This is a genomic window from Paenibacillus sp. FA6 (assembly GCF_051550225.1).
Taxonomy (GTDB): domain Bacteria; phylum Bacillota; class Bacilli; order Paenibacillales; family Paenibacillaceae; genus Paenibacillus_AQ.
Window position 1 is genome coordinate 5,234,167 of sequence record NZ_CP188820.1, and the last position, 21,173, is coordinate 5,255,339.

Annotated in this window: 20 protein-coding genes; 13 read left to right on the forward strand and 7 right to left on the reverse strand. The window is 42.3% G+C overall.

The window, feature by feature from the left end; all coding sequences use genetic code 11:
- Nucleotides 1–406 precede the first annotated feature (406 nt).
- Entirely contained in the window at nucleotides 407–1,426 is a 1,020-nt protein-coding gene (locus tag ACP8HI_RS23660; RefSeq protein WP_438348561.1) for an SDR family oxidoreductase, read from the forward strand.
- 91 nt (nucleotides 1,427–1,517) lie between these two features.
- Here ACP8HI_RS23660 and ACP8HI_RS23665 read toward each other — a convergent pair whose 3' ends face one another.
- Both ACP8HI_RS23665 and ACP8HI_RS23670 read right to left on the reverse strand, forming a co-directional pair.
- The gene (locus tag ACP8HI_RS23665; RefSeq protein WP_438351964.1) at nucleotides 1,518–2,360 is read right to left on the reverse strand and encodes an aldo/keto reductase; all 843 of its coding nucleotides are present in this window, start codon (nucleotides 2,358–2,360) and stop codon (nucleotides 1,518–1,520) included.
- Between the two features lie 95 nt (nucleotides 2,361–2,455).
- On the reverse strand, nucleotides 2,456–3,673 hold the full coding sequence (locus ACP8HI_RS23670; RefSeq protein WP_438348562.1) for an MFS transporter: 1,218 nt from the start codon (nucleotides 3,671–3,673) through the stop codon (nucleotides 2,456–2,458).
- A gap of 155 nt (nucleotides 3,674–3,828) precedes the next feature.
- On the opposite strand from ACP8HI_RS23670, the gene ACP8HI_RS23675 reads away from it, so the two are divergent.
- The 3 genes from ACP8HI_RS23675 (at nucleotide 3,829) to ACP8HI_RS23685 (ending at nucleotide 5,705) form a co-directional block, all read left to right on the forward strand.
- Nucleotides 3,829–4,209 carry a winged helix-turn-helix transcriptional regulator gene (locus tag ACP8HI_RS23675; protein ID WP_438348563.1) on the forward strand — a complete coding sequence of 127 codons (381 nt, stop codon included), beginning with the start codon at nucleotides 3,829–3,831 and terminating at the stop codon, nucleotides 4,207–4,209.
- A 10-nt stretch (nucleotides 4,210–4,219) separates the two neighbouring features.
- Nucleotides 4,220–5,158, forward strand: coding sequence for a helix-turn-helix transcriptional regulator (locus ACP8HI_RS23680; RefSeq protein WP_438348564.1), 939 nt, complete (start codon nucleotides 4,220–4,222; stop codon nucleotides 5,156–5,158).
- Between the two features lie 64 nt (nucleotides 5,159–5,222).
- Nucleotides 5,223–5,705, forward strand: coding sequence for a GyrI-like domain-containing protein (locus ACP8HI_RS23685; protein WP_438348565.1), 483 nt, complete (start codon nucleotides 5,223–5,225; stop codon nucleotides 5,703–5,705).
- A 142-nt stretch (nucleotides 5,706–5,847) separates the two neighbouring features.
- Here ACP8HI_RS23685 and ACP8HI_RS23690 read toward each other — a convergent pair whose 3' ends face one another.
- Nucleotides 5,848–6,174 (reverse strand): MazG nucleotide pyrophosphohydrolase domain-containing protein, encoded by a 327-nt coding sequence (locus ACP8HI_RS23690; protein WP_438348566.1) that lies wholly within the window; start codon nucleotides 6,172–6,174, stop codon nucleotides 5,848–5,850.
- Between the two features lie 256 nt (nucleotides 6,175–6,430).
- On the opposite strand from ACP8HI_RS23690, the gene ACP8HI_RS23695 reads away from it, so the two are divergent.
- Complete coding sequence (locus ACP8HI_RS23695) at nucleotides 6,431–8,098, forward strand: ice-binding family protein (protein ID WP_438348567.1); 1,668 nt, start codon at nucleotides 6,431–6,433, stop codon at nucleotides 8,096–8,098.
- Nucleotides 8,099–8,324: 226 nt separating this feature from the next.
- Here the strand turns inward: ACP8HI_RS23695 and ACP8HI_RS23700 are convergent, their stop codons facing one another.
- Together ACP8HI_RS23700 and ACP8HI_RS23705 are read right to left on the reverse strand one after the other, a co-directional pair.
- Complete coding sequence (locus ACP8HI_RS23700; protein WP_438348568.1) at nucleotides 8,325–9,128, reverse strand: aminoglycoside N(3)-acetyltransferase; 804 nt, start codon at nucleotides 9,126–9,128, stop codon at nucleotides 8,325–8,327.
- Nucleotides 9,129–9,270: 142 nt separating this feature from the next.
- A complete protein-coding gene (locus ACP8HI_RS23705; protein WP_438348569.1) occupies nucleotides 9,271–10,269 on the reverse strand; it encodes a DMT family transporter in 999 nt (332 codons plus the stop codon).
- Between the two features lie 181 nt (nucleotides 10,270–10,450).
- On the opposite strand from ACP8HI_RS23705, the gene ACP8HI_RS23710 reads away from it, so the two are divergent.
- Together ACP8HI_RS23710 and ACP8HI_RS23715 are read left to right on the forward strand one after the other, a co-directional pair.
- Nucleotides 10,451–11,335 (forward strand): LysR substrate-binding domain-containing protein, encoded by an 885-nt coding sequence (locus ACP8HI_RS23710; protein ID WP_438351965.1) that lies wholly within the window; start codon nucleotides 10,451–10,453, stop codon nucleotides 11,333–11,335.
- Nucleotides 11,336–11,382: 47 nt separating this feature from the next.
- Nucleotides 11,383–12,084 carry a histidine phosphatase family protein gene (locus ACP8HI_RS23715; protein ID WP_438348570.1) on the forward strand — a complete coding sequence of 234 codons (702 nt, stop codon included), beginning with the start codon at nucleotides 11,383–11,385 and terminating at the stop codon, nucleotides 12,082–12,084.
- 95 nt (nucleotides 12,085–12,179) lie between these two features.
- Here the strand turns inward: ACP8HI_RS23715 and deoD are convergent, their stop codons facing one another.
- Nucleotides 12,180–12,887: a purine-nucleoside phosphorylase gene (gene deoD / locus ACP8HI_RS23720; protein ID WP_438348571.1), complete on the reverse strand. Its 708-nt coding sequence runs from the start codon at nucleotides 12,885–12,887 to the stop codon at nucleotides 12,180–12,182.
- Between the two features lie 183 nt (nucleotides 12,888–13,070).
- Nucleotides 13,071–13,787, reverse strand: a complete 717-nt coding sequence (locus tag ACP8HI_RS23725) for a Crp/Fnr family transcriptional regulator (protein ID WP_438348572.1) — start codon at nucleotides 13,785–13,787, stop codon at nucleotides 13,071–13,073.
- Nucleotides 13,788–13,928: 141 nt separating this feature from the next.
- Between ACP8HI_RS23725 and deoB the strand changes: the two genes are divergently transcribed.
- The 6 genes from deoB to ACP8HI_RS23755 all read left to right on the forward strand — a co-directional run bounded on the left by deoB (nucleotide 13,929) and on the right by ACP8HI_RS23755 (nucleotide 21,140).
- Nucleotides 13,929–15,116 carry a phosphopentomutase gene (deoB, locus tag ACP8HI_RS23730; RefSeq protein WP_438348573.1) on the forward strand — a complete coding sequence of 396 codons (1,188 nt, stop codon included), beginning with the start codon at nucleotides 13,929–13,931 and terminating at the stop codon, nucleotides 15,114–15,116.
- Between the two features lie 42 nt (nucleotides 15,117–15,158).
- On the forward strand, nucleotides 15,159–16,220 hold the full coding sequence (locus ACP8HI_RS23735) for a BMP family lipoprotein (RefSeq protein WP_438348574.1): 1,062 nt from the start codon (nucleotides 15,159–15,161) through the stop codon (nucleotides 16,218–16,220).
- 62 nt (nucleotides 16,221–16,282) lie between these two features.
- On the forward strand, nucleotides 16,283–17,818 hold the full coding sequence (locus ACP8HI_RS23740; RefSeq protein ID WP_438348575.1) for an ABC transporter ATP-binding protein: 1,536 nt from the start codon (nucleotides 16,283–16,285) through the stop codon (nucleotides 17,816–17,818).
- The gene (locus ACP8HI_RS23745; protein ID WP_438348576.1) at nucleotides 17,811–18,881 is read left to right on the forward strand and encodes an ABC transporter permease; all 1,071 of its coding nucleotides are present in this window, start codon (nucleotides 17,811–17,813) and stop codon (nucleotides 18,879–18,881) included. The genes ACP8HI_RS23740 and ACP8HI_RS23745 overlap by 8 nt, the downstream gene beginning before the upstream one ends.
- Before the next feature lie 3 nt (nucleotides 18,882–18,884).
- Nucleotides 18,885–19,838, forward strand: a complete 954-nt coding sequence (locus ACP8HI_RS23750; protein ID WP_438348577.1) for an ABC transporter permease — start codon at nucleotides 18,885–18,887, stop codon at nucleotides 19,836–19,838.
- A gap of 15 nt (nucleotides 19,839–19,853) precedes the next feature.
- A complete protein-coding gene (locus tag ACP8HI_RS23755; RefSeq protein ID WP_438348578.1) occupies nucleotides 19,854–21,140 on the forward strand; it encodes an NCS2 family permease in 1,287 nt (428 codons plus the stop codon).
- Nucleotides 21,141–21,173 lie beyond the last annotated feature (33 nt).

The window sequence follows — 21,173 nt, forward strand, 5'->3', positions numbered from 1 at the left end:
AGTGCACTATGTTTTATTTGTCAACTATATTTTTATCACTAAGGATGGAATTGTTATTGCTGATGTTCTATGGCGTGTTCTTGTTGCGTTATTTATATCATGTTAAAATACATTTACATATTCTATCCATATGAAAAAGGGGAATGATAATGAATAAGACACCTAAGAGTTATATGATGGGTTGGACGGGGAGATGTGATCTATGATGTTCGCTCCTTCGGTTCGGGCATAGATCCAAGTGTAGATTTTAGTCAAGTTTCCTTTAAGGATATTAAATCAATCGCATCACGAACGTAAGTCTACCAAGATTGTTTTAGTAATGAACGCATGCTATCGTAAGGTATGTATGAAGCATTATTTTCGTTTTCTAATGATAACAAATAAATAAGTTATAGGGAGGCAAATCATGAAAGTACTATTTATTGGGGGAACAGGGACAATTAGTTCTGCAATTACCAAGCAATTGGTAGAACAAGGATGTGAGCTTTATCTTTTAAATAGGGGCACCAGAAATGAAGCCTTACCAGTTGGTGTAAATATCATTAAAGCTGATATTAATGATGAAGACCATGTAGCTAAGCTAATAGAGAACATGCAATTTGATGTCGTTGCTGACTTTATAGCGTTCGAACCGGCTCAATTGGAAAGGGATTATCGATTATTTAAAGGTAAAACGAAACAGTTTATATTTATTAGCTCTGCATCTGCCTACCAAACACCTTTATCCGATTATAGAATTACAGAGGGAACGCCTCTATCCAATCCATACTGGGAGTATTCCAGAAACAAGATTGCTTGTGAAGAGTACTTGATGAAGCAGTATCGTGAGAATGGCTTTCCAATAACAATTATAAGACCAAGTCACACATATGATGAACGTTCCGTTCCATTGGGTGTACATGGGAGTAAGGGAAGCTGGCAGGTTGCTAGGCGTATGCTTGCGAATAAACCCGTGATCATTCATGGAGACGGTACTTCCTTATGGACGATGACGCATAATAGTGATTTTGCTAAAGGATTTATTGGTTTAATGGGCAATATTCATGCTATTGGTGAGTCTGTTCAGATCACTTCAGATGAGACGGTGACTTGGAATCAAATATATGAGATCATTGCCGATGCTTTAGGCGTGAAATTGAATGCGCTTCATGTTTCATCATCATTATTGGCTGCATGTAGCAGCACAGAGGATTACAGGGGCGGATTGTTAGGCGATAAGGCTAATTCGGTTGTATTTGATAATTCAAAACTGAAACGACTTGTTCCTGAATTTGTGGCAACGACTCGACTTGATCAAGGTATTAAGCAAACGGTGGAGTACATTCTAGCGCATCCTGAACATCAAACAGAGGATGAAGAATTCGATATTTGGTGTGACAAGATTGTCGGTGTAATGGATGCTGCTGTCATGACAATGCTAGAATAGGGTTTAATTAAATAGTAAATGTATACCATTGAAAAATAGAGACGCCATTCCTTTCGTAATTGAAAGAAATGGCGTCATTTTTGAAATCGTATTAAAAGTTGAAGTTGTCAGGATCTGGACCGACGCGATGATTCTGGTTCAAACCATCGATCCGAGATAGATCGTCTGTGGAGAGCTCAAAATCAAATACATCCGCATTTTCGATGATCCGATGTTCTTTAGTGGACTTTGGAATCGTTACAATTCCATTGTGCAGGTCCCAACGCAGAATCACTTGGGCGATCGACTTGTTATGTTTATTAGCGATCTCTTGTAAGATAGGATGATCTAGCAGTTGCCCTTGCATTAACGGAGACCATGCTTCCATTTGAATGCCCTGTTCCTTACAGAATTCCATTAAGTCTTTTTGAGTTAATTGTGGATGGAGTTCCACTTGGTTCACCATAGGTTTAATTGTCGCTATCTTCATTAGTTCTTCTATATGATGGATTTGGAAATTGCTTACCCCAATGGCCTTTACTCGTCCTTCATTATATAGGGTTTCCAAAGCCCTCCACGCATCTTGATATTTACCTTCTACAGGCCAATGAATAAGATACAGATCGAGGTACTCCAGACCTAGTTTGTTTAAACTTGTTTCGTAGGCCGCTAGTGTGGATTCGTATCCAAGATCGGCATTCCAGACTTTCGAAGTAACAAAGAGGTCTTCTCTAGAGATGTTGTTCTCAAGAATTGCTTCATGAATCCCCTGCCCGACACCTTTTTCGTTGTCATAAATAGTCGCGGTATCGATGCTGCGATAACCATGTTTAATGGCTGACTTTACAGCATGCACCAACTCAGAGCCTTCTTCCACTTTAAATACTCCGAGCCCAAGCCAAGGCATTTTCGTACCATTGTGTAATGTTGTTGTATCCTGTAAGTTTTTTGCGATCATAGAATAACCTCCTGAATTTTAGTGAAATGTTTGTATTGAAATATTTTTATTGAAATATAGGGCATAGGTTCATATTGTCTTTAAGTTCGTGATCAAAAAATGACTTTTTGAACAACCTCCTTAAGGTTTTCTTCATCTTTTCTTTCTAAGGAGCGTGCCCATCCGGTTAAGAAGACGGCTCCTAGAACCATCAATGAGCCCACCCACGCTGTATGAATAAGTCCAATCGAATCAGTAACGACACCACCTAAATAGGCCCCAAGTGCAATGCCGGCATTAAACGCGGCAATATTGACAGCAGAAGCAACGTCTACCGCTTTGGGAGCATAACGTTCAGCCAACGTAACCACATACACTTGTAATCCGGGTACGTTCATAAAAGCTAACAATCCCATAAAGAAGATGGTCACCAACCCAGCGACTTTAAACGGGGCAGTGAATGTTAAGATAAGGAGTACAATAGCTTGAAAAATAAACATATAGAACAAGGCAGAGACAGGGTTACGGTTGGCTAACTTACCCCCGATGACATTACCGATGGCAATGGCAATACCGTATACAAGAAGAATGACAGCTACCGTCGTCTCTTTAAATCCAGTAATGTCGTGAAGTAACGGGGATAGGAAGGTAAAGACGACAAAGGTGCCACCGTATCCAATAGCAGTAATGGAGAAAGCAAGTAGCAAACGTCCATTAGTAACCAGTTTAAGCTGATCGCGAAGTGGCGTTGTGGTTCCTCTGCGCAAGTCGGAAGGAATTAGGATCATGTTGGCTATAAAGGCTAGAATGCCGATGACAACGATCCCGATAAAGGCAGCCCGCCAACCCCATTGTTGTCCAATCAAGGTACCCAAGGGCACTCCTGTAACGGTAGCCACCGTGAGCCCAGAGAACATAATGGCTATAGCGCTGGCCCTACGGTTTTCGGGTACAAGGTCGGCTGCGATGGTAGTACCAATGGACATGAATATGCCGTGTGTAAATGATGAGATGATGCGAGCTACTAATAGAACGCCAATCCCATTTGCGGTTGCCGCAATGCCATTACCCACAATAAAAACAATCATAATCCAAAACAATAATGATTTGCGCGGAATATTAGTGGTCAACGATGTTAATATGGGGGCCCCGAAGGTAACCCCTAAAGCATATAAAGTAACGGTTAATGCAGATGTTGTGATAGATATATTTAAGTCTTCAGAGATAAGGGGAAGTAATCCTACACTGATGAACTCTGTTGTCCCAATCGCAAAGGCACTTATGGCTAACGCTAGAAGTGCTAATGTACTTCTCCTTTTATCCAATGACATTTGTATGACTCCTTTAGTATGGTGTTGCCGGCCGGTAAATGCTATTATGATTGAATTAGACGAAAATGGATAGTACGTACTTATAAGTAACATAGGAACTTTAAAGTGATATACGTACTAAAAAGTTCCTATAGATATGTTTGGAGGACTAAAATATGGTCAAAAAGAAATATAACATTTCGGTGGAAGCGACCCTAGAGGTTATCGGGGGCAAATGGAAATGCGTCATCCTGTGTCATTTGACACATGGCAAGAAACGAACAAGTGAATTAAAACGTATTATGCCCGCAATTACTCAAAAAATGTTAACTCAGCAGTTGAGGGAATTAGAACAAGACGGCATAGTGAATAGGATCAGCTATAATCAAGTTCCTCCGAAAGTGGAATACGAGCTTAGTGAATATGGATCGAGTCTAACATCGATATTAGATTCACTTTGCGCTTGGGGTGAGAGGCATATTATTAAAGAATACGGTGATAAATTTGCTGTATTAGAAGATAATGCAATAAATAACAAGGAAATAGAACACAGCTAGGGGAGATCAGATGAAGATTGATCGCTTGCTAGCGATGACGATTCTACTACTTAATCGTAAGCGTGTCAGCGCAAAAGAGTTAGCTGAACGCTTTGAGGTATCCACTAAGACGATTTATCGAGATATGGATACATTGAGCCAATCGGGCATCCCCATTGTGGCACATCAAGGAGTATCGGGCGGGTTCGAAATGATGGAGCAATACACGATTGCTCGCCAATTTCTTACGTTAAATGAAATCACCGCGATGGTCGCTGCTGTGAAAGGCATCACCTCGGTGATGGATGATAGGTTGTTCGCTACCCTTCTTGAAAAGGTTAAAGCGCTACTTAGTAAAGTAGACCGAATAGATGTTGAGCAACAAGGAACGGGAATGATCTTTGATTTTAACCCTTGGGGACAGAGTTCTATAGCGCGGGATAAAGTAAATACGTTAAGACAGGCCATTGAGGAAACAAGCAAGGTGAGTATCCAATACTTAAATATGAATGGAATAGCGAGTGAGAGAGTCGTTGAACCCTCTGCCTTAATTCTAAAAGGGTACTTATGGTATATGCAGGCATACTGTGAGCTGCGGGGTGACTTTCGAGTGTTCCGATTATCCCGTATACAGGAATTACGGATGTTGACGGAACACTTTGTGCGTCGTGAGACGCCGTCGTTAGAGAGTTATGTATGGAATTCGGAGTGGTCGAAGGAGTCCAAACGTGAAGTTATTCTTAACTTTGATCCGAAAGTTCATCATCGGCTCCTAGATGCCTTTCACCCCGATCAGATTACCGTGTTAGATGATGGCTCGATCCAAGTGAAAGGGCAATTCGCGGATGATGAATGGTTGTATGGTATGCTTCTGAGCTATGGCGATCATGTCAAAGTAGAGCAGCCAGCTAGTGTGGCGGTGGAAATCGTGAGCCGGGCACACAATATTATTGGGCGATATTCTAACTAAGACAGATAGGTGTCCACTTTTCAAATGTATAATCAAATGAAATACAGAGAAAAGAGGATGAACAATGATTAGCGAACCTGTTCAAAAACCGAAAGTGATACTAGTTGGTGTAAGTGTACGTACGACAAATGCTGAAGAAGCAAGCCCGAACGGAAGGTTACCACAACTGTGGGAAACCTACTTTGGGAGTAATACGTTGTTGCAGACGGGTGTCAATAATCCCCATCTCATCTATGCGGTATATACTGATTATGAGAGTGATGCCACAGGAGCCTATACGGTTCTTATTGGGCACGAAGCGGGCGATGATGCGGGTCAATCCGATAGCAACTACCCTCATGTGGTTGTGCCAGAGAGCAAATATATCGTATTTACGACTAAGAAGGGCTTGGTGCAAGAAGTGGTTGCGCAAGCGTGGGGGGAAATTTGGGAGTATTTTAAGGAAAGACCCGAGGCAAGATCGTACACAGGGGACTTTGAACTTTACGACTCTCGAAGCTTTGATCCTACAAATACGGAAGTGCAGATTTACATAGCTGTCAAATAGACGGAAGAAGAGCCGATTGCAATTAGCAGTAGGCTCTTTTTTCATAAGATTTATATTTAAGTATTCATTCCGTAGCTGACGAGAAGTATATTTAGAAGGGTATTGCGACAGTGTTCAATCTAGATGTTACGGTGAATCGAATCTAAATATTAACATCAGAATAACGGTCTGATAGTTTCTTTTTATGTGAAAGGAACACTTCTTCTAAAGGGATATCGTATTTATTCGCAATTACAATGAGGTTACCTAATACGTCTCCTAATTCTTCTACTAACTCTTGTTTATTTTCCTCAAATGACCCGTTCAATTCATCAGGTCGATTCCTACCGATTTCCAGTGCTCGTATAGCTCGTGCAAGTTCGCCAGTTTCCTCTGCTAAAAAGCCAATACGAATAAAAATATCTAGCTCTGACCATCCCTTACTTTCATAGTAATCCTTTACCCATTGTTGAAATTCAGCAATATTCATCTTTATGGACCTCCCTATTCCTAACATAAGTTCAAGCAATAGTGTATCACATAGAAAAAAGGAGGGATCGCACTAATGTGCGTTCCCTCCTTTTTGGGGCTTAAAATCAGGGAATCAGAAGGGTTCCATAGTCGGCTCTTCTTCTATATAGACATAAGATTCAACGTAGGGTTTAATGGGTAAAAATAGTAAACGAGTATATTATTGAAAATGCTTGATTATTATTTATACTAGATTTAACGGGGAGATGTTAGTATTGAATAAAAGAACTAGAAAGACAGCATTTGTGTGGATAACGGTATTAGGTTTAACCTTTTCATCACTTGGAATAGCTTCTGCAGGTAGTTTCAATGACATTAAAGGTCACTGGGCAGAAGGCGCCATTGCAAGTTGGAATGACCGGAACTTAGTAGGTGGATATGAAGATGGAACATTTCGACCGGGAGATAAGGTAAATCGTCAGGAGTTTACCGCATTGGTGAATAGATCATTTCATTTAATGGTACCTGAAAGTATTCCATTTACAGATGTGAAAAAGACGGACTGGTCGTATTTAGATATTTCAATTGCTAAGAAAGCTGGATATGTCTCTGGATACCCTGATGGGACATTTAAGCCGAAGAAGGAATTGAGTCGCCAAGAAGTGGCTGTAATTGTTTCAAATCTATTAGGTTTGAATCATTCAGGTACAGTTGAATCCTATTTAGATGCGAAAGTTACTCCAGCATGGAGTAAGGGAGCCATTGGTGCAGTCATAGATAACGATATTATGGTGGGCTACCCAGACGGAACGTTTGGCCCTTTGCGGTCGACTACCCGTGCTGAAGCTATTGCCATCCTTGATAAGGCGTTAAGGGTCAAAGCTGAGCGAGACAATTTAGTACCAACGCCAGTACCAACGCCAGTACCAACGACACCGACAACACCGACAACACCGACAACACCGACAACACCGACAACACCGACAACACCGACAACACCAACGACACCTATATCAGTACCATCCCAACCAGCGCTGGGCAGAGTAACAGTAGCGCCTGGTTCGAATTTTACGATAGACGCTCCATTAGCAGGAGTAACAGCCTGGTTAGCACCAGTAGGTACAACTACTTTTATTGCAGGTGCTAATATGACAAGTCTTGTAGGTAATGGAACTGCGACTAAAATTGCAGTACCTACAACAGAAGGTAATTACAAATTGTTCTTAGTGAACGCAGCAGGTGCTTCATTAGCATCAGAAGGAACATTAACAGTAGCTGTGGGAATCACGCCAGTTGACCTTGGCAAAGCTGAAGATTTTGCGATTTTAGCAAAAACGGGAATCTCAACTGTTCCGGGATCTGTTATTACAGGGAATATGGGTGTAAGCCCAATTGCAGCGACAAGTATTACTGGATTTGATCTTCATATGGATGCGACGAATGCATTTTCAACGTCCACTCAAGTTACTGGGGCGGTATACGCTTCAGATTATAGTCCTTCATCCATGTATCTCACACTGGCCATAAGTGACATGGCAAACGCATATAATGATGCAACCGGACGCGCTGTCAATTACACCGAACTACATGCAGGAGATGTTAGTGGTCAAACACTTTCAGCTGGTGTTTACAAGTGGGGCACGAATGTTCTAATTAATTCGGATGTAACTCTCCATGGCGGAGCAAATGATATCTTTATATTCCAAGTAGATAAAGGTATTATCCAAGCCAATGGAACTAGGATTATCCTAACGGGTGGAGCACAAGCAAAGAACATCTTCTGGCAAGCAGCGGAAACAGTCTCGATTGGGACGGGTGCACATTTTGAGGGGAATGTACTTAGTATGACGAATATCTCTCTTGGAACTAACGCATCCATAAATGGTCGCCTGTTGGCACAGACTGCAGTCACAATGGATCAAAATACGGTGACTGCACCATAAAAGGTAAGACAGATAAGTGAATTGATACAAATCGCTTCTGATATTAGAGGCTAGAAGATGACTTCTGAATCCACAGAAGTCATCTTCTTTTTATCCATTGGTCTCAGAGAATCCTATATTATTACCAGTAATCTGATTAAGACGCAAACGACCCGTAAGATGACAATACTTTCGAAGTGTCACTTACGGGTTGTAGCTTGTTCTAACGTAAAGGAACGGCAGTTGCTCACACTCTATTCTTCTCCATCCATTCAACGGCCCAGTCGACTAGTGGTCTTTGCTTCAAGAATCGTACATCAGCATTTCCGATCTTATGAAGCTCTACACGCTGTTCTTTATCATATTCGTTTCCTAATGCAATGAAATCTTCGTCGTTTACGGCTTGGGTCGTGTAAGTTACCCAATGCCGTATCCCATCTATCATGATCGCACTACTCTCATCGACGAACTTCTTGGAAGGAAATTCGGCCCTAGTCTCCGCTAAATGCAATGATGTGTTCTTATCATATCCTACGCCTACTAAGAGGACATAACCATCTAATTGATACAATTTATCCACTGGAGAGTCTTTGCCGAAAATATGGCTTAATTCATGGTTTTTGGTTACATACTCAGCGTGTTTACCTACTGCGGATATGGATCGAGCGGGATGATCCGACCGTTGAGCCCCGGGCCACTTACGGAACATTTCAGCCGCGACGCCCATACTCATGGATGGGGTAATTTCTTTATTATAGGCAGGCCAGTGTTCCCGAATCATCGGCCACCATTCCACAGGTTCTTCCCAATGGACACCTGTTGAGGGATCGAGATTTTTCCATGTCTGAGAGGGCATCATCAAAGTCCCTTCTTCTCCGACGACTTCAAGAAGGGATCGAATGAACGTTTCGGCTCCGCCTATAACGAATCCCAGACTTTTCAACGAGGTGTGTACTAATATGGTGTGTCCCTCTGCTACTCCGCAGCTTTTGAAATGGTTTATAAGGTCAGATTTAGTTAAGATGGCCCGTGCTTCCTTTGGTTCAATCACAGTTATCTCCCTCTTTCGTTACAATATAAAGAGACAACCCCGCTACAAGTAGCGGGGTTGTCTCTGACATAGCCAGTGATGCATTGCCCTAAGGTTTAATAATTTTCTATATTATATCAGTCAGTCATAAGGAAGGATAGCACTAATGTGCGCCCTCCTCTTTCAATGTATCGATCTTCGGTTGAAGAGACATACGTTTTTTGGTGATTGTGTTATCGATTGTGGCGGCTTTCCGCTCATACGCATTGCTTCGTAGAAGGGCAAAGATGACCAGTAAAGTGCCACACAGCTCATACATACTAATCTGATACCCTTGAAAAGCCATCACAATGAAGGTGGTGATCGGTACGAAATTGATAAATAGAATACCGTTGAGCGGAGATATCATCTTGATTCCGGCATTCCAGCTGAGCAGGGCGACAAGACCTGGCAACAGAATCATGAATGACAGCTCATATTTGACCGTAAGCACATCATGCCATGTGGGTACCGATATGAGTTGGAAGGCCGTACCAGAACCTACGACGATCAAGGATACGGCTGTTCCTAGCAAGCAGGTTAACGTTGAATAACGAAGAGGCGACCAGTCTTTGAATGTCTCTCCTCCCATTGAATACAGTACCCACCCTACAACTCCTATAAAGATCAGAAGGAGCGGAAACAGATTTTGCCCAGCCATCGTGAAGAAGGAGAGTTTCCCATTCGTAATGACAAGTAATGCGCCGATCAGCGCGATCACGATACTTGTAAGCATATATTTTTTTGGTTTATTGCGAGTGGTGATCCACAAGACCAGAATGGATATTATCGGCATAAGTACTTCCATGATCGAAGCTGCGACAGTACCTGCCTCTCCCATGAGATGCTGCCCTATGAAGACCAATAAGTTGTAGACTGTAAAGGCCATCGTTCCATAGAACAATAACGCCTTACCCCTTCTTTCCAAGCGAAATGCTGATTTCCCCTCTTTAGCCCATAGAATGACGACGAGGATAAGGCTAACGATAGAGTATCGGATAAGTGAAAAATAGAACGGATTGATATGCTGTAACGCAACGTGTGCAACGGGGAACATAGCTCCCCATGACATGCTTGCGATCAAGCATAGTATGGACCCTAGGATGAGTTTGTTTTTGAACATGATGGTTTATTTCACTGCCTTTTCAGATTTAATATATAGGAACTTAATATTTAAAATTGTTAGTATCTATAAATAATAATAAGAGAGTCGTGTTCATTCGTAAAATGATTGTAAATGCATTCTATCATCATTTATAATGATGATAGAATGATAATCATCGATGAATGGAGGGCGGAGTGAATTGGAGTTCAATGATCTAAGAATATTCCAGACTGTGGCAACCCTCGGCAGTGTGAGCAAGGCAGCGATACAGTTGAGTTACGTGCAATCTAATGTAACTGCAAGAATCAAACTGCTGGAAAAAGAGCTTCAGACACCGTTGTTCTATCGGCACAAACGCGGAATGGTCTTGAACACTGAAGGAAAGCGACTTCTTGAATATTCACGGGAAATTTTATCGAAGGTTGATGAAATGAAGGATGTATTTAGCCAATCTACAGCACCTTCCGGCGTTCTCGATATTGGAATTGTGGAGACAGTGAATGCCCTTCCTGAGATTCTATCAGCCTATTACAGTAAGTATCCGAATGTGGAATTATCGTTGCAAGCTGGGGTGACGGAGCATCTAGTGCAGGAAGTAATTGATATGAAGCTGGATGGAGCATTTGTAACAGGACCGATTAGGCATCCACTCATTGAGCAGGTGGAGGTTATAAGCGAGAAATTGGTGATTGTCTCTAGGAGTAGTTCCTTATCTATGGAAGACATCACGATGAAGCCCTTATTACTGTATAAAAAAGGCTGCGGTTATCGTGGGCGATTGGAAAGTTGGATGAAGATCGAAGGAATCATTCCGAAGCAGGTTATGGAATTTGGAACATTTGGAACGATTATAGGTAGCGTTGCAGCAGGAATAGGGATAACGGTTATACCCGAATCCTCCGTTATTGATCTAGCAGCTAAAGGTACGATCTATTGCCATCATATCCCTGAGCCGTATCAGAATATCACTACGGTCTTCATTCGACGCAAAGATGCGTATTTGACTAGTACTTTGGGATCTTTTATCGATGTGATTGTTGCTCGGGCGAACCTGCCAGGTCTCAATATAGAGGATCGGGAATGAGTACAAGACTCATCCAACTACCAATGAACTTAGGAGTGAACTTATAAATGCAAATATTTCTTATTCGTCACGCAGATCCGGACTATGCCATAGATAATTTGACGGAATTCGGACATCAGGAAGCGGCAGCATTGGGGAAACGTATGGCTTCAATCGGACTTGATGAACTGTACGCTTCACCATTGGGTAGGGCACAGACAACCGCAAGTTATATCGCACAAGAGACTGGACTTGCGATTCAGACGGAAGCATGGACTAGCGAACTAGATTGGTCAGAGGTTATGATAGAGGACCAAATGGGTTCTATTTGGGATTATCCTGGAGAGCATATACCCGAGGTATTTAGTGGTAAGAGGACGTGGGACGATAAGACAGATCATTGGTTGATGCAAGAGGAATATCGAACGGGATACAGTGATCTACAAGTAGCTTCTGACGAATTCTTACTTCGCCACCACTATACACGAGAGAAAGGTCTCTACCGTATGAAACAGCCTTCCACGAAGAAGATCGCCATGGTATGCCACAATGGGTTTGGTCTCGCATGGCTATCTCATCTGTTGCAGATTCCATTATCTTTGGCTTGGTCCGTATTGTGGTTGGCTCCGAGTTCGGTGACGACGATCCTATTCGAGGAACGAAGTCAGCATTTAGCAGTTCCTAGATGTACTGCGATGGGAGATACATCTCATCTTTATGCCAATGGCATGAACTATCAACCCCGTGGATTACTCGGAAATCACATATAGAGTGACGCTGCATTTAAAGAAGCCTTTACCATTAATTTAATGGTAAAGGCTTCTTTGCCGTTCATCCAACTAAAACCATGTTGAGGGCAGAATGACTATTGCTTGATTACCGTTTCTAACGCGACTTCGATCATGCCGTTGAAAGTGGTTTGTCTCTCTTGAGCAGTGGTCTGTTCACCTGTAAGAATGTGATCACTAACCGTGAGGAGACCCAAGCCTTTAACTCCAAACTTAGCAGTTAAATAATAGAGTGCTGCAGTTTCCATCTCCACTGCCAACACGCCATGTTTGCCAAGCTTCGTGAATTCATCCTTATCGTCCGTATAGAAAGTATCTGAAGAAAGTACATTTCCTACCCGAAGACGAAGACCCTTATTTGTTCCGATTTCATAGGCATTCTTGATTAAATCAAAGTTCCCGATTTGTGGGAAATCATATCCAGGGAAATTGTTGCGAATGATAGCGGAATTCGTAGCCGCTGCTTGTGCGATAATGACATCGCGGATTTTTACGTCATGTTGAATAGCACCACATGTTCCAATACGAACAAGATTCTTGGCGCCATAATCGTTGATTAATTCATGGATATAAATCGATGCAGAGGGCATACCCATTCCTGTACCTTGAATCGATACGCGATTTCCTTTATATGTTCCTGTGAAGCCTAACATGCCACGAACATTGTTGTAACAGACGGCACCTTCTAAGAAGGTCTCGGCAATATACTTTGCACGCAGTGGATCGCCAGGTAGTAAGACGGATTCAGCAATTTCGCCAACCTTTGCTTCAATATGAAAACTCATGTGAATTCCCTCCAATATTTCGTATACTGCTATCGAAAGCAGTTTGCCCAAAAATCATAGCATGATACGAAAGTTCATTATGTTAGAGGGATTACTCCACTTTAGTGAACTAGTTCACGTTACAAACGTATGCTTTGTTACGGAAGTGAAGCGCTATCATTTGTTATATTGGGTGCACAACAACTAACTGTTATACCACTTGCGAAGCGTTGGGAACTCTTCCGTTTCATGACAGATCGATTCTAATAGATCCATATCAAGGAGGTATAAATATTTATCACGAATGTCGATCAGTCCTTCAGATTGAAACTCACCCAGTGTTTTGGATATCGATTCTCTAGTGACTCCGAGCATGTTGGCGATCAAGGTTTGATTAATCTTTAAGTCAATTTTGAAAACGTTGTCATTGGATGTTCCAAAGTTATAGTAGAAATCCATGATGAGATTCGCTACTTTGCCACGCACGTCATAAAAGGTCAAATAGCGAATCATGCGATTAAGCATACGGGTGCGTTCAACGAGAATTTTGTAAGCGTTTCGCAGGACGGAAGGATATTTATCGACAATTTGTAGGAAGTCTTGCTTTGTCATCAACCAAACAGAGACATTCTCTAGAGCTTCAATGGATGAAATTCGATGATTGTCGCTAGACAAGGCTTCTACTTCACCTATGATATCGCCGGCCATCGTAATACTGAGGACGATTTCCTTCCCTTCATACATGCGATATATTTTGACCATGCCTGAACGAAGGAGATAGACTTCTTCACTTTCGTCATTCTCAAACATAAGAATATGATTCTTTTTGAAATGGCGTTCCTTGAGTAACGGAGTTAAACTTTGTAATTCATCCGCAGGAATGTCTGAGAAGATTGGAATGTCTGAGAGGTTGTTAATCATGAGTGCATCTCCTTATACGTTTCAATATGGATCAACTCAAGTGCTGAGATTATGAATAGGCTGAGAAGACTATTGTAGCATGAATTAGGGGAATAATAGCATAGCGCATAACAGTCTACTTTTGAGAATCGAGGAAGTAATATGAAATTCGAACGTATTAGTGTAATTGTGCTAGATAGTGTTGGTATAGGAGCCCTACCAGATGCTCCAGCATTCGGAGATGAAGGTAGTCATACGTTGGGGCATATATGTGAGCAAGTACCAAACATGAAATTACCGAATCTTGCCGCTCTTGGATTAGGTAATATAGCGCCGCTAGCTACGATCCCTGAAGCTACGAACCCTCAAGCTTGCTATGGCAAGATGGCTGAGGTCTCGGTTGGCAAAGATACAATGACAGGTCATTGGGAGTTGATGGGACTAAAGGTTGAGGTACCATTTCAAGTATACCCCAATGGATTTCCACCGGAATTGATTGAGAAATTTGAAGCGCTGACGGGTCGCAAGGTGATTGGAAACAAGCCGTCTTCAGGTACTGAGATATTAGACGAGTATGGAGAAGAGCAACTTCGAACGGGCGCATGGATTGTTTATACTTCTGGAGACAGTGTATTACAAATCGCAGCTCATGAAGAGGTTATCCCGTTAGAAGAGCTGTATCGTGCTTGTGAAATTGCCCGTGAGCTAACCTTGAACGACCCATATGTCGTTGGGCGTATTATCGCGAGACCTTACATCGGTGATCCTGGTGCATATAAACGTACCCCGAATCGGCATGATTATGCGCTGGTTCCTTTTGGAGAGACAGTGCTTGATCAGCTGAAGAATGAAGGATACGATGTCATCTCCGTTGGGAAGATCAATGATATTTTCACTGGACAAGGAATAAATGAGTCCTTTCCAACGAAGAGCAATTTAGACGGCATTGAGACAACTATCAAGCAACTAATGCGTTCGTTTAAAGGTTTGTTGTTTGTGAATTTGGTGGATTTCGACTCATTATATGGACATCGACGTGATCCTAAAGGATATGCGGCATGCTTGGAAGAGTTTGATCGATATGTACCTGAACTCATGCAACAAATCGGTGATAAAGACTTGCTAATCATTACGGCTGATCATGGGAATGACCCTACCGCTCCGGGAACCGATCATACCCGTGAATATGTACCGATTCTGATCTATAATCCTGTGCTCGCTAAAGCTAGCATTTCTATCGGTACAAGAGATACATTTGCTGATTTAGCTGCTACCATTGCAGATAATTTCATGGTTAATCAACCGAAAACGGGGGAAAGCTTTCTAGAGTTATTAAAGATGAATGATTAGGTCAGACAGGCGAGTTACTATTTAATATAAGGGGAGTTCATAATGAAAAGATCGATGAAAGCATTATTACCTTTAGTACTAACGTTTACACTGGCTATAACGGCATGTGGTCAAGCTAGTAACAATAAGAATACGCCGACGGAAGGTACAAATACTAACGGGACTACGGCTAATGATAATAAACAAGAATTGAAAAAACTTAAAGTTGGTATGGTAACGGATCTTGGGAGTGTAAATGATAAGTCCTTTAACCAAAGTGCATGGGAAGCCTTGCAGCAATTAAAAAAGGACTATGGTTTTGAAGTGAAATACCTAGAACCTAAAGCAGATGCTGATGTTGTACCGAACTTGAAACAATTTGTGAATGCAAACTATGATTTAACGTGGGCGACTGCTTATACATTAGCCGATGCAATAACACAACTTTCCAAAGAAAACCCAAATTCGATGTTTGGAATCGTAGACTCTGATCTCGTCTTGCCGAATGTCGCGGCGGTATCCTTTAAGGAGCAAGAAGGATCATTCCTCGTAGGTGTTATCGCAGGTTTAACGACGAAGACAAACAAAATTGGCTTTGTTGGTGGTATGGATATTCCAGTGATCAAACGCTTTGAGGCTGGTTTTCGAGAAGGCATTAAAGCTGTAAACCCAGATGCTAAATTGAGCGTTAATTACACAGGGCTATTCACCCGTGTGGATATGGGGAAATCTGCGGCATCCACGATGTATAACGATGGTGCGGATATTATTTTCCATGCAGCAGGTTTGACAGGTAATGGTGTGTTTAACGAAGCTAAAGAGCGTAACAGCAAGGGTGGAAAGGTATGGGTAATTGGTGTTGATAAAGATCAATCCTTAATCTTTGGTGATGATGTGACACTAACTTCGATGATCAAAAAGGTTGATGAAGCTGTCTATCAAATTTCGAAGAGCTTAGCTGAGGGTGATTTCCCAGCAGGTAAAGTGACGTTAATGGGTCTGAAAGAGAAAGGTGTAGATATTGCGCCAACATCGACTAAGAATGTGACACCTGAAATACTTGCTAAAGTTGAAGAGTATCGTGAGAAGATTATTAATGGTGATATTGTCGTACCGGAAAAATAAAGATGATGTCGTCCCCTATCACTTTCGGTGAGAGGGGACGGAAATGATGGGAGGGGTCCGTGGTGACTAAGACAGATATTGCGTTGGAGCTGAAAGGAATAACCAAGAGATTCCCCGGCGTTGTAGCTAACGATTCTATTAGTTTTCAATTAAAACGCGGAGAGATTCATGCTTTACTTGGAGAGAATGGCGCAGGAAAGTCTACCTTGATGAGTATAGTCTTTGGGTTATATCAACCTGATGAAGGCGAGATTCATGTGAATGGGAAGCAAGAATGGATAGATAGTCCTAATAAGGCGATTGATCTTGGTATTGGGATGGTGCACCAGCATTTCAAATTGGTTGAGCCGTTTACGGTGACGGAGAATATTATTCTCGGGATGGAACCAAGGAATGGACTGAAGATCGATATCAAAGGAGCTAGTAAAAAGGTAAAGGAACTATCCGAGCAATATAAGCTAGATGTGAATCCAATGGCAACGATTGATAACATTAGTGTAGGGATGCAGCAGCGGGTAGAAATCATTAAGACGCTCTATCGTGGTGCAGACATTCTGATCTTTGATGAACCGACTGCGGTACTAACGCCACAAGAGGTCAGTGAATTGTTAGAGATTATGAAGCGTCTTGTGGCTGAAGGTAAGTCGATCATTCTGATTACACATAAGCTAAAGGAGATCATGGAAATTGCCGATACCTGCACGATTATTCGTCGGGGTAAGGTGATTGAAAGTGTCGATATTGCTAAGACGAATCCGCAACAATTGGCAGAAAAAATGGTAGGAAAAGCAGTCAACTTTAAGACGGAGAAAGTAGCAGCTAAGCCTCAGGAGGTATTTCTAGAGGTAAAAGATCTAGTGGTTGCAGGGCTGAATGGTATGAATGCGGTAAATAATCTCTCCTTCTCCGTACGGGCTGGTGAAATTGTTGGTATTGCGGGTGTGGATGGGAATGGTCAGACGGAGCTAATTGAAGCATTAACAGGGATGCGCAACATTACATCAGGTGAAGTCTTGTTAAAAGGGATAAGTATAGCGAATCAGTCGCCACGTACGATATCTGAGTCGGGAATCTCACATATTCCACAGGATCGCCATAAACATGGACTCGTTCTGGACTTTACTGTCAGTGAAAATATAATTTTGCAAACGTACTATCAACCAGATATGAATAAGCACGGCTTTATCAATACGAAGGCTATGGATGATAGGGCAACACGGCTAGTGAAAGAGTTCGATGTGCGTACATCGGGCATTCATATAAACGCTCGCTCCATGTCTGGAGGAAATCAGCAAAAGGTTATTATCGCACGCGAAATTGATAAGAATCCACAGGTTATGATTGCGGCGCAACCAACACGGGGGCTAGACGTAGGTGCAATTGAATTTGTGCATCAACAATTAATACAACAACGTGATCAGGGAAAAGCGGTGCTGTTGGTATCTTTTGAGTTGGAAGAGATCATGAACGTTGCTGATCGTATTCTGGTTCTCTTTGGAGGACAAATCGTTGGCGAAACGACGCCTGAAACGACGAATGATCAGGAAATAGGGTTGATGATGGCTGGTAAGCACGAAGGAGATGGCATGAATGGATAGATTAATGAGCATTTTCAAACGTGAATCTGCGATTGTCCCCTTTGTTGCCATTATTCTGGGGCTATTGTTAGGTGCACTAATTATGTTGATTGGCGGGTACGATCCGATGTTGGCCTATGAATCGTTAATTTCGAAAATCTTCGGGAGTAGTTATGATATAGGAGAAGCATTACGTACGATTGTACCTCTTATGATGAGCGGCTTGGCCGTAGCCATTGCCTTTCGATCAGGCTTGTTTAATATCGGAGTAGATGGTCAGATCATCATGGGTTCATTGGGTGCACTAATCGTAGGTACACAGCTTAGTCTCCCTCCATTTATACATGCGTTATTAGCGATCCTATTTGGTGCTTTACTAGGTGGGATATGGGGTGCGCTTGTGGGATATATTAAAGCTAAAAGAGGTATTAACGAAGTTATTACCTGCATTATGTTTAACTTTATTGCCCTTTATTTAAGCCATTACATCATTCGGTTGTATATGCCACAAGCGGGCACACAACGATCTGCCATGATTCATGAATCTGCAAGTATCCAGATCGCTTGGCTCTCTCAACTCATGGGTGGTGCGCGTATCCACTGGGGATTCTTAATTGCGATTGTTGCAGTTGTTTTCTACCATATTTATTTGAATAAGACCAAATGGGGTTATGAGTTGCGTGCGGTTGGACTGAATCCCGATGCTGCTAAATATGCGGGGATGAAAGTTCCAAACGTGATGGTTCGTACGATGTTCATCTCTGGCGTGTTCGGTGGTTTGGTTGGAACCTTTGAAGTATTAGGGGTATTTAATTATATCGCTATCAACTCGGTTACATCTGGTATTGGGTTTGATGGAATAGCAGTCTCTTTACTTGGTGGGAATAGCGCACTTGGCGTCTTCTTCTCGGCGACTCTGATCGGTGCGCTGACTTACGGCTCGCAAGGTATGAGCTTTGGTGCTGAGGTGCCTGGTGAGATTATACGTATGGTCATTGGATTCATTATCTTCTTTGTTGCTGCTCCAGGGATTGTGAAGCTGTTATTTAGACCATTCGACAAAAGAACAAAGAAGAAGGTGTAGACAATGGACATTATTGGAAACATACTGAATGGGACGCTTGTATTCTCTACTGCTCTAATCTTTGCTGCACTTGGAGGAGTTATTTCAGAACGTTCGGGCGTCATTAATATTGGGCTTGAAGGTTTTATGATATCGGGTGCTTTCTTCTCTGCGGTAACCGCTTATTTTGCAGAATCGGCAGGCTTTGGTGCTTTATCTCCATGGCTGGGATTAATCGGGGCATTCGTAGGTACAGCTATCTTTTCTAGCATTCATGCGCTCGCCTCGATCACGTTTAAAGCCAATCAGGTTGTAAGTGGTGTCGTGATCAATATTCTTGCAGCCAGTTCAACGTTCTTTTTAGTGAAAATGATATTTAGCGGATCAGCGGAAACACCACTATTAATGACGGTATTTCATAAGGTGACGATTCCTTATTTAAGCGATATTCCACTGATCGGAAGGGCGTTCTTTAATGCTTATCCAACGACATATATTGCCATCGCATTGGGCATCGTTCTTTTCTTTATTATATTCAAGACATCCAGTGGGCTGAGACTTCGTGCTGTTGGTGAACATCCAAGTGCCGCGGATACGGTAGGGATAAAAGTAAACCGTACACGCTACATTGCTGTTATTCTGAGTGGTTCGATTGCCGCACTCGGTGGAGCGACGATTGTACTCACCTCAAATGGTAACTTTTCGTTTAATACGATATCAGGGCAAGGTTATATTGCGCTTGCAGCAGTTATATTTGGGAAGTGGCATCCGACAGGTGCGATGTTTGCCGCATTATTCTTCGGGTTGGCTCAAGCGGTGAAGGATCAATTACAGATCTTTGATTTCGCAGCTAGCATTCCGAATGAATTCTTCTATATGTTTCCGTATGTATTAACACTTATCGTCTTAATTGGAGCGGTAGGAAAGGCACGTGCACCGAAAGCATTAGGAGAGCCCTATGAGGTAGGCAAACGATAAGGGGTGTTCCTAACATTGAAGAGTCGATTACAGAAGTTTTTCCATATTCATGAGGAGAAATCAACTATACGTACGGAAGTTGTTGCGGGAGCAACCTCGTTTATGACGATTGCCTATATCATTGCGGTGAATGGAGCTATTTTAAGTAAAGCTGGCATGCCGTATGAAGCTGCAATGATTGTTACGGTCATCTGTTCTTTTATTGGCTGTATGTTGATGGCATTTTGGGCGAATTCACCATTAATTATTGCCCCTGGTATGGGGGATAATGCATTTTTTGTTTTTACATTAGTATTCTCGCTAGGACTTACGTGGCAGCAAGCACTTGCAGCTGTATTTCTAGCGGGTATCGTATTTATGTTAACATCGATAACTAAGGGGGCCGACTATTTATCTCGATCGATCCCGAAGTCTATGATTAACGCAATGACCGCCGGCATTGGTCTTTTTATTGCTTTTCTAGGATTGAAGAATGGGGGACTGATCGTTGCGAGTGAAGGTACATTCGTTACCTTAGCGAATCTTAGTGACCCCTATGCATTGACGACGATACTGACTTTACTCATTGCGATACCGCTTTTCTTACGGAATGTCACAGGAAGCTTCTTAATTGTCATTATCGTAGGTACATGTATCGGTGCGCTACTGGGTATCGTCGATTTTTCGACCTTAAGTGATTTTAGTATCTCCTTTGCTGGATATGGGGAGTTATTTTTCGCCCTGGATTTTAGCGCGATAGGTACACTTAATTTCTGGACCGCTGTATTCTCGTTATCGATGGTCATTATTTTTTCGAATATGGGAGCGCAACTTGGAATGTTACCCGATAAGTCAAAGTTTCGGAAGTCATTTCAGGCGAATTCCTTTTCGGTGATCAGCGCGGGACTTCTGGGTTGTAGCCCCATGACAACAGCCGCTGAGGCTGCGACAGGGATTGCCTCGGGAGGGAGAACGGGGCTCACTTCGTTTACAACGGGGCTTCTATTTGTCCCTGCATTATTTCTTATTCCCGTATTCAAAGTGATCCCGAGCAGTGCGATTGCTCCTGTGCTCATCATTGTAGGTTGTCTTATGTTCCAAAGTATCAAGGAAATTAACCTAAGTGACTTTACAGAAGCTTTTCCAGCCTATTTAATGATGGTGATTATGCCACTATCCTTTAGTATCGCTAATGGGATTGCATTTGGTTTCATCGCTTATCCGCTTGTTAAGGTAGTTACGGGTCGGAGGGCTGAAGTATCCGTGACGATGTACGTCATCGCATTCTTCTTCTTACTGTATTTTATATTGGGTTCGATATAAGTTGAATTAAAGAGATTAATCAAAACACTCATG